Below are 14,445 nucleotides of genomic sequence, written 5' to 3'. Positions count from 1 at the left end.
AATGGTTGGCAGCGGCGAGACCGCAATAAGAGATCCTCAATATGTGTTTGTCGTAAGCAATGCTTGATGACCGAAATGACAAAGCGAAGTAGATAACTTTGTTGTTCGAAGAGCATTGGCTGCTCACGCAGCCAATAGGATGTTATTGCCTATTGACAGGCAGAAGGCTCATATGTGTTCGGTTTATGAATTCAGGTTGATAACGAACAGAAAGATAATTTTTCCTCGGGTGAAAACGCTATCGAAACGTTTCGATGGTGAAGTGTGATCTCAATGCCTTTTTCTTAATCATTTGGCACTCAATTGCAGATCAATATCACACTTATTACTGTGTAACTGGTCAATTTTTTTTTACATTCTATTATTCATCGAAACGTTTCGATATGTTTTTTGTCAATATAATGAATTATCAAAGACAGACGATCAAATTTGTACGCACGTGTAACCAAAGGTTGATGAGATGAAAAAAAGTACCTTAATTAACTCTGAAGTTTCTCGCTTGATAGCAACGCTAGGCCATACTGATGAAATCACCATTTGTGACGCGGGTTTGCCGATTCCTGACCATGTTCAACGCATCGATTTAGCGCTGGCTCATGGTATCCCTGGTTTCCTTGATACCGTTCGCGTGATTCTGTCTGAGTCCCAAATTGAAGGAGTCATCATTGCTGAAGAATTCGCAACAGTTAGCCCAGTTCATCATGATGCGTTAATTACTGAGCTAGCCCAAGAGAGCGGGCTAACTGGTAAGCCAATCGCGATTAACTATGTATCGCACGAAGATTTCAAAGTTCGAACATCACAAAGCCGCGCTGTCGTTAGAACAGGCGAGTGTACACCGTATGCGAACGTAATTTTCCAAGCTGGCGTGGTGTTTTAAGCCACAATTAATTGAGGATAAATTATGGCTCAAGCCATTCTACAACTCAGCGAGATAGAGAAAGCTTTCCCAGGCGTTAAGGCGTTGGATAAAGCCAGTCTTAATGTTTACCCAGGTCGCGTGATGGCGTTGATGGGCGAGAACGGGGCTGGTAAGTCGACCTTGATGAAAGTGCTTACGGGTATCTACCACATGGATGCAGGAAGCATTAAATATCAAGGGCAGCCAGCGGCGTTTAAAGGTCCGCGTGACTCTCAAGAAGCCGGCATCAGTATCATTCACCAAGAATTGAACTTGATCCCGGAGCTAACGATTGCCGAAAACATTTATCTGGGACGTGAATTTACCGGCTCGATGGGTCGTATTCAGTGGGGCAAGATGTACGAAGAAGCAGACAAGTTGCTTCAACGCCTTAACGTAAAGCACTCATCGAAAACATTGCTTGGTGATTTGAGCCTTGGTGAACAGCAAATGGTGGAGATTGCCAAAGCGCTGTCTTTTGAATCCAAAGTCATCATCATGGATGAGCCAACCGATGCACTAACCGACAAAGAGACGGAATCGCTGTTTAAAGTGATCAACGAGCTTCGCGACCAAGGTTGCGGCATCGTCTATATCTCACACCGCCTGAAAGAAATCTTCGAAATCTGTGATGACATTACTGTGCTACGTGATGGTAAGTTCATCGGCGAGTGCGAGGTTAAAGACACCAACGAAGACGGACTTATCGAGATGATGGTAGGTCGCAAGTTGGAAGAGCAATACCCGCGTATCGATGTGAAACACGGCGATGTTTGCCTCGAAGTGATTGGCTTGACTGGTTCTGGTGTTCACGACATCAACTTCACCCTTCAACGCGGAGAAATCCTTGGCGTATCAGGTTTGATGGGCGCAGGTCGTACAGAGTTGATGAAGGTGATTTACGGCGCGCTACCAAGTGAGGTTGGCGTCATCAACTTAGACAACAAGACCATTAATCCGGTTAGCCCACAAGATGGCTTGGCGAATGGCATTGCTTACATATCTGAAGACCGCAAAGGCGATGGCTTGGTGCTGGGGTTATCCGTGAAGGAAAACATGTCTTTGTGCGCGTTGGATAAGCTCACCAAAGGTTTTCAAATTCAACACGGTGAAGAAGTTGTGGCGGTTGAAGACTTTATCAAACTGTTCAACATCAAAACGCCAACCCGAGACCAAATCATTGGCAACCTTTCTGGTGGTAACCAGCAGAAAGTGGCCATCGCAAAAGGGTTGATGACCAAACCTAAAGTTCTGATTCTGGATGAGCCAACTCGCGGCGTTGACGTAGGTGCGAAGAAAGAAATCTATCAGCTAATCAATAAATTTAAAGCCGACGGCATGAGCATCATCTTGGTTTCATCTGAGATGCCAGAAGTGCTAGGTATGAGTGACCGCATCATGGTGATGCACGAAGGTCGCATTACTGGCGAATTCGATGCGAAAGACGCCGACCAAGAAACACTACTCGCTTGTGCCGTAGGCAAGAAGATCAATGAGGAAGCAGCATGAGTACTAATACCATGAGCAAACCAAACGAAACGGGCAGCAAGAAGCTGTTCACCAAAGAATGGCTGATTGAGCAAAAGTCACTGATCGCATTGATTTTCTTGATTGTTGTTGTGTCATTTTTGAACCCAAACTTTTTTACGGTAGACAACATTCTTAACATCCTTCGTCAAACCTCAGTCAACGCGATCATTGCAGTTGGTATGACGCTGGTTATTTTGACTGCTGGCATTGACCTAAGCGTAGGATCTGTACTTGCACTATGTGGTGCCTTCGCGGCGAGCATGATTGCACTAGAAGTGCCAGTGCTTATCGCGGTTCCAACAGCATTGTTCGCTGGTGCAGCTCTAGGAGCGATCAGCGGTATCATTATTGCCAAAGGTAAGGTTCAAGCCTTTATCGCAACGCTGGTTACCATGACGTTACTACGCGGCGTAACAATGGTTTACACAGACGGTCGTCCTATCTCTACGGGCTTTACTGACACAGCAGACGCATTTGCATGGTTCGGTACAGGTTACGCTCTTGGTATCCCAGTTCCAGTTTGGTTGATGGTGATTGTCTTTGCGGCAGCTTGGTACCTACTGAACCACACTCGCTTTGGTCGCTACGTGTACGCACTTGGTGGCAACGAATCAGCAACGCGACTTTCTGGTATCAATGTTGACCGTGTGAAAATTGGTGTATACGCCATTTGCGGTATGTTGGCAGCGCTTGCAGGCATTATCGTGACGTCTCGTCTGTCTTCAGCACAGCCAACTGCGGGTATGGGCTACGAGCTAGACGCTATCGCAGCGGTTGTTCTTGGCGGTACTAGCTTGATGGGCGGTAAAGGTCGCATCATGGGTACCTTGATTGGTGCTCTAATCATCGGCTTCTTGAACAACGCGCTGAACCTACTCGATGTTTCTTCTTACTACCAAATGATTGCGAAAGCAGCGGTTATCTTGCTAGCGGTACTGGTAGACAACAAAAACAAGTAATCCATAACAACTAATACATTAAAGCTAAATCCTGAATACAAACCGAGCCAGAGGACGTGTGCTGGCTCACCCTACACAAAGGACTAGAACGATGAAAAAACTCGCAACTCTTATCTCTGCTGCTCTTCTTTCTTCAACCGTATCGGTAGCGGCGCAAGCTCAAGATACCATGGCGATTGTAGTTTCTACGCTAAATAACCCGTTCTTCGTAACGATGAAAGACGGCGCAGAAGCGAAAGCGAAAGAACTGGGATACGACTTGATTGTACTGGACTCGCAAAATGACCCGAGTAAAGAACTATCAAACATCGAAGACCTGACGATTCGTGGCGTAAAGGCGATTCTGATTAACCCAACAGATTCAGACGCTGTGTCAAACGCGATTCGCATGGCGAACCGTTCTAAGATCCCTGTGTTGACACTTGACCGTGGCGCGAGCCGTGGCGAAGTAGTGAGTCACATCGCTTCTGACAACGTAGTTGGTGGTGAAATGGCGGGTCACTATATCATGGAAAAAGTGGGCGAGAAAGCGAAAGTCATCCAACTAGAAGGTATCGCAGGTACGTCTGCAGCGCGTGAGCGTGGTGAAGGCTTCATGACAGCAGTGAAGGGCAGCAACATGGAGCTACTAGCAAGCCAACCTGCTGATTTTGAACGTACTAAAGGTCTGAACGTAATGGAAAACTTGCTTGCAGCGAACCCAGACGTACAAGCGGTATTTGCTCAAAATGATGAAATGGCATTGGGTGCGCTTCGTGCAGTACAAGCATCAGGTAAAGACGTACTTATCGTTGGCTTTGACGGTACTGACGACGGCATTGCTGCTGTTAACCGTGGCAAGCTCGCAGCAACTATCGCACAGCAACCAGATCTTATTGGTGCGTTGGGTGTAGAAACTGCAGCAAAAGTATTGAAAGGCGAGAAGGTTGAGGAGTACATTCCTGTTCCGCTTAAAGTCGTGACTAAGTAAGTTTAACGCCCGACTCATTGATTCTTTTTGCTGAAGTAACGGAATGACCCAATGAATGTGTTGGGTCATTCCAAACAACGAAAGAGGTACGTTAGAAAACTGAATCTATTTGAATCGTAATACGCTTACGTTTTTTAAAAGAGCGTAAACCTATTACTCCTGTTCAAATATAAAGGGTTCATTCAGAACCGAGGATAACCGTATGAATAAGTTAGTGGTGTTAGGTAGTGTAAACGCTGACCATGTTCTTCAAGTGCCTTCTTTCCCTCGCCCTGGCGAGACGCTGCATGGTCGCAACTATCAAGTTATCCCAGGTGGCAAGGGTGCCAACCAAGCTGTGGCGGCAGCTCGATTAAACGCAGACATCGGTTTTATTGCGTGTGTTGGTGATGATTCGTTCGGCATCAACATTCGTGAGAACTTCAAAATGGATGGCATCGATATCACTGGTGTGAAGATGCAGCCAAACTGCCCAACAGGCATTGCCATGATTCAGGTGGCGGACAGTGGTGAGAACAGCATTTGTATCTCCGCAGAAGCGAACGCAAAACTTACCTCAGAAGCGATTGAGCCCGACCTAGAGCGCATTCGTCAGGCAGATTACTTATTGATGCAATTAGAAACGCCAATGTGCGGCATCGAGAAAGCAGCGAGAATCGCGAAAGATGCCAAAACCAACGTGATTCTAAACCCAGCACCAGCTCGCGAACTGTCAGATGAATTACTGTCTTGTATTGATGTCATCACACCAAATGAAACGGAAGCGGAAGTACTCACAGGCGTGACGGTAACAGACGATGATAGCGCACAAGAAGCGGCAAACATCCTGCATTCGAAAGGCATTGAAATCGTCATGATCACGCTCGGTGCGAAAGGGGTGTGGTTGAGTCAAAACGGTCGTGGCCAAATCATTCCTGGCTTCCGCGTAGAAGCCACAGATACCACTGCGGCGGGCGATACGTTTAATGGGGCATTAGTCACTGGTTTATTGGAAGACTTACCTTTAGAATCAGCGATTAAGTTTGCCCACGCAGCAGCTGCGATCTCAGTAACTCGCTTTGGCGCGCAAACCTCCATTCCAACCCGTAAAGAGGTTGAGGAGTTCCTTGAACAACAATAATCAAAAGGAGAAATAGCATGGCAACGATGAAAGACATCGCAAAACTAGCAGGGGTTTCCACCTCAACTGTGAGCCATGTTATTAACAAAACTCGCTTTGTCAGCGAAGAGATCTCGGAACGAGTCAATAACGCTGCCAAAGAGCTCAATTACTACGCGCCGTCTGCTTTGGCGCGTAGCCTCAAAGTAAACCGCACCAAAACCATTGGTATGCTGGTTACTACCTCAACCAACCCATTCTTTGGTGAAGTCGTAAAAGGTGTTGAGCGCAGTTGCTACCAAAAAGGTTACAGCCTTATCCTTTGTAATACCGAAGGCGATAACGAGCGAATGCGTGAATCTATCAATACGTTGTTGCAAAAGCGCGTTGATGGTCTGATTTTGATGTGTTCATCGTTAGAAGGGGAGCGTATTGATGTATTCGAACGTTACCCTGATATTCCGGTTGTAGTGATGGACTGGGGCCCTATGTTGTTCACCAGCGATAAGATTCAAGACAACTCACTTCGTGGTGGTTATCTGGCAGCGAAATACCTTATCGACTGCGGCCACAAAGAGGTAGGCTGTATCACCGGTCCATTAATTAAGCACCAAGCGCAAATGCGTTATGAAGGCTACAAACGCGCGATGCTTGAAGCAGAACTTGAGTTCAATGCAAACTGGATTGTTGAATCTGATTTCGAATGTGAGGGTGGTTATCAAGCCTTCAAGAAAATGGTGGAACGTGGCCCGCTACCTAGCTCGATCTTTGTCTCAAATGACATGATGGCGATGGGCGTTATCAATGCAGCTAATGAACTCGGTATTCAAATTCCAGAACAGCTTTCTATCATAGGTTACGATGATATTCATATTGCGAAGTTTATGTCGCCTTCGCTTACCACGATTCATCAGCCCAAATACCGCCTTGGACAAGCCGCAGTCGAAACCTTATTGCGAAAACTGGATGATAAATCTGATGAAGCTCAGGTTGTACAGCTTGAACCTACATTGGTTGAGCGCAACAGTGTGAAGTGCCTCTCCGAATAAAGAAGTTATTCGCTCTCAATTAGTTATTTATCTAAACTTGTAATAATCAGCTTTCTGAATGGATTTAGAAAGTAAATGCCTTCTTTTTACATAATAAGCCCATCAAAATGTGATTTTTTGCGCGTAAAGTAAAAGACTTAGTGTAGAAATGCCCCAAAAAGCTTATTATTAAAAAAGTTCTATAAATAGATTTATAAATTATAGTGGTGGATGGGAGGTTTTTATGTTTGTTAAGAGATACGCGCAGCATTCGGTTAAGAGGCCATGGGCTCACCGTATCAATATTCTCCTAGTCTTATTCGTTTTTTCTGTGAGCGTATATGAGTTGCTTGCGAATGAATAATTCGTCTACTTATCGGGCATCGCCTTTACGTTCATTGCAACTGCATTTTTTGCTTCTGCATCATCTTTCAAGAAACGTTATTTGGGGCACGAGTCTTAAATAACCATACCGCGATAAGTATTCACTGGGCACTTTAAAGCAAGTATTGATCTGATTTATGATCGGGTACATCGAAGGGAGGACAAATGTCCTCCTTTTTGTTTGCTGCGACACCATAAGATGAGCGCACCCCAAGCACAATAATAAAGGACATCTTCATGGACCTATTTGCCCTGTTAGACATCAACAATACCCTCGTAAACATTCCTATTGGTGATGGCTACGCAATGAGTTGGATCGAAGCCTTTGGTACGGTTTTCGGTCTGCTTTGTATTTGGTTTGCGAGCCAAGAAAAAACCATTAACTATTTGTTTGGTTTGCTGAATGTAACACTTTTTGCCGTTATCTTTTTCCAGATTCAGCTTTACGGATTGCTTCTGCTTCAATTGTTCTTCTTCTGCGCCAATATTTATGGTTTGTATGCTTGGACAAGACCAAATGCACAAGGTGAGACATTAGAGGTGCGCTGGTTAAGCAAACAGAAGCTGATCGCGACAGGTTCAGTAAGCATTGTTGCGATTGCCCTATTAACCATCTATATCGATCCATTCTTTTTTGCGTTGGCTAACATTGCCGTTGATACGTTAAATGTATTCGGTGCAGGTTTGTCTGAACCTGTGTTGGAGCCAGATGCTTTCCCATTCTGGGATGCAACCATGACAGTTCTGTCTATCGTGGCGCAAATCTTGATGACACGTAAGTACGTTGAGAACTGGATTCTTTGGGTCGTAATCAACATCATTAGCGTTGGTATTTACGCAACACAAGGCGTGTACGCAATGTCGGTTCAATACGCGATTCTCATGTTCATCGCAGCAAATGGCACTAGAGAGTGGGCACGTCGTGCGAAGCGCAATGGTGACAAGACTCTAACTCAAGCGACAGCGCAAGGTTAAGCCAATGATGAAACAACCTCATATTGGCGTAGACAACACCCAAATAGCGTCTCGAGTGATCGTCTGTGGAGAACCAGATCGAGCAAACCGTATTGCCGCATTGTTTGATAATGCAGAATTGGTCTCTGAGAACCGTGAATATAGAGTGTTCACTGGCACATACCAAGGTCAGCAAATCTCAGTATGCAGTACAGGTATAGGTGCTCCCTCGATGATCATTGCGGTGGAAGAGCTAAAACAGTGTGGTGTGACAGACGTGATTCGTGTGGGATCGGCTGGTGCGATGCAAAAAGGCATTCAACTCGGTGAGTTGATAGTGGCTGAAGGCGCGGTCAGAGACGAAGGTGGCTCGAAAGCATACGTTCGCTCTTCGTATCCGGCTTACGCAAGCTTTTCGTTACTGAAAGCGATGGATAGCTATTTAGCCGAAAAAGAGGCGCGCTATCATTTAGGCGTGGTTCGCTCCCATGACAGCTTCTATACCGACGACGAAGAAGCGATTTGCGAATACTGGAACAAGAAAGGCATCTTAGGCGCGGATATGGAAACCTCGGCACTTTTTACCGTCGGTCGCCTGCGTGGTCTAAACGTTGCTTCTATCTTGAACAATGTCGTCCTGTATCAACAAGATGTTAAGGAAGGCGTAGGGCATTACGTAGATGAAGCGCAAGTGATGATGGAGGGGGAGCGTTTAGCGTCTTACGCTGCTCTTGAAGCCTTAATTGCGCAGAGTTAACTGGATCACAGCTTAGTTAATTTTTGAAGCGGCACTTTGGTGTCGCTTTTTTATTGGCTGTCATCAAACGATTCTAGCGAGTACAATCTATTTGAGATTGTTGTCATTAAAGAGAAACTCACGTGAAAATCAGCCCTTACCCAACCGGACGTTTCAAAAGCTTTTTAGAACAGAAAAGTGCTGAGTTTCGCGACTTAATCTATCAATGCCAAATCGGCAGTCGATACTTCGACTCAGGTGAAGAGATCCTTCGCCAAGGTGAGCAGCTTCAATATCTGTATGTGGTGCCAGTAGGGCGAGTTTCGATGAGTATGATTGCAGCCAACGGTCGCCGGTTCCAGTTAGGTGAAGCCAATTGCGACTATCATATCTATGGTGAAATGGAGTACTTCACGCAAACGCCTTGCCAATGGAACGTGGTCGCAGATGAACATATGCAAGTGGATATTATCTGTATCCAAAAACTGACTGAGGCACTGCACCAGCAACCTGACATGATGTTTTTCTTTGCTTCTGCTTTGGCGGGGGATTATCAAGATTCAATGGATATCTATACCAATCGCTTGTTACACCCAATTACTTACAACATTGCTTATGACTTGCTCGTACAAAAGCAGACCAACACCTTGCTGGGTGGGTTTGACAAGGTAAACCAAGAAGCGGAAAGATTTGGCACGTCAGGACGCGTTTATCGTCGAGCGGTAAAAGATCTGATGGACAAAGGTTTGATCAGAAAAGGCGAGCAGGGGCTTGAGATTGTTGATGAAACGATACTAAAAACATTTCTTGATGCCTACGAATAACCCACAACGTTTGAGTTCCGAAATACAATGTTGTGGGTCATCATGAGCACTTTTTGCTTAGAGCGATAAGCGCTTACTTCTGAATTAGAAAACGCAGTGCTTAGCAAAGTCAGACGCTTCGTTTGCTGTCCATTCGCCTTTTGGCTTTTCTTTCATGTCGTTACACCATGCTTCACTACCAACTTCAGTACAAGCCATCAATTGTGCAGCGACAAATAAAACCAATGCTAACTTCTTCATTATCTAGTCCTTTCTAGTGAGTCATTTAAATCTAGTATAAATATTCACTGAGTTGATGAATATCAAAATGACAACTTTGCGCTTACCGTCTCAAATTCGATATCTGTATGGTGTAATTTGTTGATTTAATAAGCCTATTTAGAAGTGTAACGAATGTAAAGTTATCGAATAATTGGTTGAATGCCTGTTTGAGTAAGGATATATTGCGAATGCGCATGATAACGGATCTCATTAAGGCTTAAAAATGGAAAAACTCGTCAGTGCGGCAATTCTTTCGCTGCTTATAATTTCACCTTCTTTTGCTGCAACCGTCAAAATTGACCATTACATGGGAACGACAGAAGTTGAACAATCCCCCAAACGAGTGGTTGTGATTGGCTTTGGTCCACTCGATATGCTGGATAGTTTTGGCATCGATCCAGTAGCGGTATCGAACGCCTCCCATCTTCCAAAGTACTTATCTAAATACAGCAAGACTCATTACACATCGGCAGGTAGTCTTTTCGAACCAGACTTTGAAACCATCTACATGCAAAAGCCGGACTTGATTTTGGTTGGTCCTCGCGGTTCGTCAAAATACGATGAGTTAAGTGAAATAGCACCAACAGTTGTGCTCGCATCAGGTGAAAACGAAGGCTACTGGCAGGGCACAAAAGCGCAATGGCGCAACGTTGGCAAGATCTTCAATATGGAAGAAAAGGTTGAACAAAAAATTGAAAACCTGGATGCACAGTTCAAGGCGATTCGTGATTACAACCAAACCAACAATAATGATGCACTCACAATTCTAAGCATTGGTGACAACATCAGTGCATTTGGTGCGAAATCTCGTTTTGGCGCAATTTACACGGATTTTGGCTTTGCAGAGACTGTGAAGAATCTCAAAACGGGTACACATGGTGACGTCATTTCTTATGAGTTTATTCGTGAAGCTAACCCGAAAAACATCCTCGTTATTGATAGAAACACACTTCACGCAAAGTCTGACAATGACTTTGCTAAATCGCTGGATAACGATTTGGTTAAAGCGACTTCGGCATACAAGAATAAGAAAATTACCTTCCTAGATGTTGATGCTTGGTACTTAGCTATGTCTGGTGTGACTGCAACGGAAAAGATGGTGAGTGAAATTAAACACACGATCGAACTTTAAGCCAAGCTAGCAGAGGTTAACTTTGAAAAAGTTATTGCTTGTTCTTGTTGCTCTAAGCGTCGCATCGTTGTTTGTTGGGGTGGGAATTATGACACCCCAGCAGTTGTTTTCGGGTGATGCAAAAGCACTAGAACTCTTCTTCACTAGCCGGATTCCGCGCCTATTTGCGATTCTGCTTGCTGGGGCCGGGCTAAGTATCGCTGGATTAGTGATGCAGCAAATTAGCCAAAACCGATTCGCTGCGCCTTCAACAACAGGCACGATTGAGTGTGCCATGCTTGGTTACGTAATGAGTGTGGTGTTTTTTGGTAGTGGCGAACAGCTTTGGCTTGTCTTTGGTGTCTCTATTCTTGGCACTTTAATGTTCGTTCAGTTCATTCAGCGTATCCAATTCAAAAGCGTCGTATTTGTGCCGCTCGTCGGCATCATCTTTGGTAACGTTGTTGACGCTGTTACTACTTTCATTGCCTACAAATACGATGCACTACAAAGCCTGTCAGCATGGAGCGTGGCAAACTTTGCAAACATTTTGCGTGGTGATTTTGAGCTGCTTTATATTGCTGTTCCCGTCGCCCTTTTAAGTTACCTATTTGCGGCACGCATTTCTGCGGTTGGTATTGGGAAAGACTTTGCAGTAAACCTTGGTCTTAACTACCAACAAGTGGTGACATTAGGTGTACTTTTGGTGTCGGTAATGTCAGCCAGTGTGGTGATGATCGTTGGTCAACTGCCGTTTCTTGGACTTATCGTGCCAAACTTAGTCAGTTACTTCTACGGTGATAACCTCAAACGCAATATCCCGCTTACTGCCATGTATGGAGCGTTCCTTGTTTTAGCGTGTGACCTGGTTAGCCGAGTGATCATTTTCCCTCATGAAATGCCTATTTCAATTGTGATCAGCATCTTGGGTGGTGTGGTGTTTATCGCGATGTTGTTGCGAGGTCAGCAAAGTGCGTGATTCCAAGAAACTGATCTTATTGGCAGGCATTGCGCTGCTTTTTGCATTTTTGTTTATTGGTATTGGCTTAACAACAGATAACTACCAGTACTTTTTGTCGCGACGTGTACCTAAAGTGTTAGCCATGGTATTGGCAGGTATTGCGATTGCTCAATCTTCATTGGTGTTCCAAACCATTACCCATAACCGGATCCTCACCCCTAGCATCATGGGATTTGATGCGTTGTATGTGTTGACGCAAGTTCTGATTGTTTTGTTGTTTGGCGGTTTAAGCGCTCTCGTTCTGAATGTTTACATCAACTTCTCGATTGCGGTATTGGTGATGGTAGGCTTTTCGCTATTGCTGTTTGGATTTTATTTTTCAAAAGGCGGGCGTAATCTCATCACTTTGCTGTTGGTTGGGCTGATCTTTGGGCTGTTGTTTAGCAATATTGCGGTGTTCTTCTCTCTTCTGATGGACCCAAATACCTTTGCGTTTGTGCAATCTAAACTGTATGCCAGTTTCAACAATGTGAAGGTGAACTTGTTGTATCTAAGCTCGCCAATATTGTTCATCGCTTGTTGGTTGTTGTATCGCATGCATCACACCTTAGATGTGTTTTGGCTCGACCAGGACAATGCTAAGAGTCTAGGGGTTGATGTCCCTAAAGTGACGCGCAACGTCTTCATTCTCTCCGCGCTTCTCATTGCCATCTCGACCGCGCTTGTCGGCCCTATCATGTTTTTTGGATTGTTGGTGACAAACTTAAGTCGTGAGATGTTCCGCTCCTACCAGCATCGTACCCTGTTAATAGGCTGCTCATTGATGGCAATTTGTGCCTTATTGTCGGGGCAATGGATTATAGAAAACGTCTTTTCATTTGAAACGACGTTGAGCGTAGTGATTAACTTTATTGGCGGTATCTACTTCTTGTATCTATTGCTGAAAAACAAAGTCGTATAAACATGATTATTATAGATAAACTAACGAAAGCATTTGGTCCCAACAAAGTGGTTGATGAGGCCGGTACTCAATTTGAAAAAGGGAAAGTAACGTCAATTATTGGCCCAAACGGAGCAGGGAAGAGTACGTTACTATCAATGGCGTCACGATTGACTGAGCGTGATGGTGGTAGCGTTATGATCGACTGTAAAGAGATTGCGGAATGGGACACCAAAGAGCTTGCAAAAAAGCTGGCAGTACTGCGCCAAGCAAACACAATTACGATGCGCTTTACCGTAAAAGAGTTGGTCTCATTTGGACGATTCCCTTATTCGAGAGGTAACCTAACCAAAGATGACCAGTCGTTAATCGATCAAGCTATCGACTACTTAGATCTGAAAGAAATTCAAGATAAATTCTTAGATGAATTGAGTGGTGGTCAACGACAGCTGGCATTTATTGCAATGGTGATTGCCCAAGATACGGATTACGTTTTTCTCGATGAGCCATTGAATAACCTTGATATCAAGCACTCACTACAGATCATGAAAGTCGTTCAGCGTCTTGCACACGATATGAACAAAGCCATGGTGGTGGTGATTCATGATATTAACTTTGCTGCGTGTTATTCCGACGAGATCCTTGCGCTCAAGAAAGGGAAAGTAGTGGCCAGTGGGAAAGTCGAAGAGGTGATTCAGTCTTCAACGCTAGAGAATATCTACGAAACTCCGTTCAATATCATTGAGCTTAATGGCAAGCGTATGTGCACTTACCATTAAAGTTAGGTTCTATTGACCAAAATTCCGTTAAAGCAGAGCTCATCAAAACAATAGTCCAGCAAGATGAAGTAGAAATAGTGACGAGTTTACTTGGTGAGCTCGTCCATGATCGGGCAGCGGCTCTTTGCATCCCCAGGACATGAAGAAACCCAGCCCTCCAACTGCTTTTTCATCTCCAATAAGTGGGCAATTTTTTGCTCCACTTCATGAAGTTTGTCCATGGTTCGTGCTTTTACTTCGCTACTTTTGCGGTTTGGGTTGTGTGCCAATTGCACGAACTCTTTGCATTCTTGTAATGAGAAACCGGCGTTTTTTGCTCTGGAAACAAGGTTTAACTCTTGGATGTGTTTTTCAGAATATTCACGATAGCCTGAGTCACTGCGAGCTGGTGAAGAAATGATGCCTTTGTCTTCGTACATACGAATCGATTTAGAAGACAATCCTGTGAGTTTTGCAACTGCACCAATATTCATGATGACCTCTGTGTTTCAGATAACCTTTCTCGCGAGTATAACGCTAAGTGTTGGTGTTCAAAAACGACTTTAATGCTGTTTTTCGTCTGTCGATTCTGTGGGCTAAAAATTTGGCAAACAAAAAAGCCCTTAAGCATAACACTTACGGGCTTTCTAAAATCGTTTTAACTAGGCTTCTTCAGGCGCTTGGCTTTTTTTTTCCTGCTGCATTTTTGCAAGGAAGTACACGTTAACACATGCAATAAAGCCGTTTGTTAGTACTACTGGCCATGAGTCAATCATCAAACCGTAAGCTGTGAACAGTGCACAGCCGATAAAGTTAAGGATACGAAGCTTAACGATATCTTTCATAGTTAGTGAGATAGCAACCATGATTGAAGCCGCGTAGCCTAGAATCTCAACCATATTCATTTCCATTATTTGACCCTCTTAAATCTGCCGAATTTTGTCGGTACCACTTCTTCTCATCTTGAGATTAACGAGGAAGCTCCATGCCTCGAATGGTCTTTTTTGTTTTGATGGGTGCACTATAGCA

General features: G+C 44.4%; 16 protein-coding genes and 1 pseudogene. 14 read left to right on the top strand and 3 right to left on the bottom strand.

Annotated features, from left to right (window positions below; genetic code table 11):
- The first annotated feature begins 460 nt into the window (after positions 1-460).
- The 10 genes and pseudogenes from rbsD (at position 461) to KIV40_RS05080 (ending at position 9,385) form a co-directional block, all read left to right on the top strand.
- Complete coding sequence (gene rbsD / locus KIV40_RS05125) at positions 461-880, top strand: D-ribose pyranase (RefSeq protein ID WP_010647077.1); 420 nt, start codon at positions 461-463, stop codon at positions 878-880.
- Positions 881-904: 24 nt separating this feature from the next.
- Positions 905-2,410 (top strand): ribose ABC transporter ATP-binding protein RbsA, encoded by a 1,506-nt coding sequence (gene rbsA, locus KIV40_RS05120; protein ID WP_285348139.1) that lies wholly within the window; start codon positions 905-907, stop codon positions 2,408-2,410.
- Positions 2,407-3,390 carry a ribose ABC transporter permease gene (gene rbsC, locus KIV40_RS05115; protein ID WP_285348138.1) on the top strand — a complete coding sequence of 328 codons (984 nt, stop codon included), beginning with the start codon at positions 2,407-2,409 and terminating at the stop codon, positions 3,388-3,390. The genes rbsA and rbsC overlap by 4 nt, the downstream gene beginning before the upstream one ends.
- A gap of 91 nt (positions 3,391-3,481) precedes the next feature.
- Positions 3,482-4,360, top strand: coding sequence for a ribose ABC transporter substrate-binding protein RbsB (gene rbsB / locus KIV40_RS05110; RefSeq protein ID WP_285348137.1), 879 nt, complete (start codon positions 3,482-3,484; stop codon positions 4,358-4,360).
- A 202-nt stretch (positions 4,361-4,562) separates the two neighbouring features.
- A complete protein-coding gene (gene rbsK, locus KIV40_RS05105) occupies positions 4,563-5,480 on the top strand; it encodes a ribokinase (RefSeq protein WP_047476010.1) in 918 nt (305 codons plus the stop codon).
- A gap of 17 nt (positions 5,481-5,497) precedes the next feature.
- Positions 5,498-6,508, top strand: a complete 1,011-nt coding sequence (locus tag KIV40_RS05100; RefSeq protein ID WP_134977919.1) for a substrate-binding domain-containing protein — start codon at positions 5,498-5,500, stop codon at positions 6,506-6,508.
- Between the two features lie 223 nt (positions 6,509-6,731).
- Positions 6,732-6,950 (top strand): annotated as a pseudogene (locus KIV40_RS05095) (hypothetical protein).
- A 158-nt stretch (positions 6,951-7,108) separates the two neighbouring features.
- Positions 7,109-7,846 (top strand): nicotinamide riboside transporter PnuC, encoded by a 738-nt coding sequence (gene pnuC, locus KIV40_RS05090; RefSeq protein ID WP_285348136.1) that lies wholly within the window; start codon positions 7,109-7,111, stop codon positions 7,844-7,846.
- Positions 7,847-7,850: 4 nt separating this feature from the next.
- On the top strand, positions 7,851-8,582 hold the full coding sequence (locus tag KIV40_RS05085; protein WP_285348135.1) for a nucleoside phosphorylase: 732 nt from the start codon (positions 7,851-7,853) through the stop codon (positions 8,580-8,582).
- A gap of 122 nt (positions 8,583-8,704) precedes the next feature.
- Complete coding sequence (locus KIV40_RS05080; RefSeq protein WP_285348134.1) at positions 8,705-9,385, top strand: Crp/Fnr family transcriptional regulator; 681 nt, start codon at positions 8,705-8,707, stop codon at positions 9,383-9,385.
- Between the two features lie 84 nt (positions 9,386-9,469).
- Here the strand turns inward: KIV40_RS05080 and KIV40_RS05075 are convergent, their stop codons facing one another.
- Positions 9,470-9,625 carry a DUF3012 domain-containing protein gene (locus tag KIV40_RS05075; protein WP_005431817.1) on the bottom strand — a complete coding sequence of 52 codons (156 nt, stop codon included), beginning with the start codon at positions 9,623-9,625 and terminating at the stop codon, positions 9,470-9,472.
- A 244-nt stretch (positions 9,626-9,869) separates the two neighbouring features.
- On the opposite strand from KIV40_RS05075, the gene KIV40_RS05070 reads away from it, so the two are divergent.
- The 4 genes from KIV40_RS05070 to vctC are packed head-to-tail and all read left to right on the top strand — an operon-like array spanning position 9,870 to position 13,437.
- A complete protein-coding gene (locus KIV40_RS05070; RefSeq protein WP_285348133.1) occupies positions 9,870-10,778 on the top strand; it encodes a siderophore ABC transporter substrate-binding protein in 909 nt (302 codons plus the stop codon).
- Positions 10,779-10,800: 22 nt separating this feature from the next.
- Positions 10,801-11,736 (top strand): iron chelate uptake ABC transporter permease subunit VctD, encoded by a 936-nt coding sequence (vctD, locus tag KIV40_RS05065; RefSeq protein ID WP_012129632.1) that lies wholly within the window; start codon positions 10,801-10,803, stop codon positions 11,734-11,736.
- A complete protein-coding gene (gene vctG, locus KIV40_RS05060) occupies positions 11,729-12,679 on the top strand; it encodes an iron chelate uptake ABC transporter permease subunit VctG (RefSeq protein ID WP_012129631.1) in 951 nt (316 codons plus the stop codon). Before vctD ends, vctG begins: the two co-directional genes overlap by 8 nt.
- Positions 12,680-12,681: 2 nt before the next feature.
- A complete protein-coding gene (gene vctC / locus KIV40_RS05055; RefSeq protein WP_012129630.1) occupies positions 12,682-13,437 on the top strand; it encodes an iron chelate ABC transporter ATP-binding protein VctC in 756 nt (251 codons plus the stop codon).
- Between the two features lie 86 nt (positions 13,438-13,523).
- Here vctC and cueR read toward each other — a convergent pair whose 3' ends face one another.
- Together cueR and KIV40_RS05045 are read right to left on the bottom strand one after the other, a co-directional pair.
- Entirely contained in the window at positions 13,524-13,910 is a 387-nt protein-coding gene (gene cueR / locus KIV40_RS05050; protein ID WP_012129629.1) for a Cu(I)-responsive transcriptional regulator, read from the bottom strand.
- Between the two features lie 168 nt (positions 13,911-14,078).
- Positions 14,079-14,327 (bottom strand): YgjV family protein, encoded by a 249-nt coding sequence (locus KIV40_RS05045; protein ID WP_012129627.1) that lies wholly within the window; start codon positions 14,325-14,327, stop codon positions 14,079-14,081.
- Positions 14,328-14,445: the final 118 nt, after the last annotated feature.

It is taken from the genome of Vibrio sp. D173a (assembly GCF_030248475.1).
Note: the sequence above shows the minus strand (reverse complement) of the source record. Positions and strands in the feature narration are given on the sequence as shown.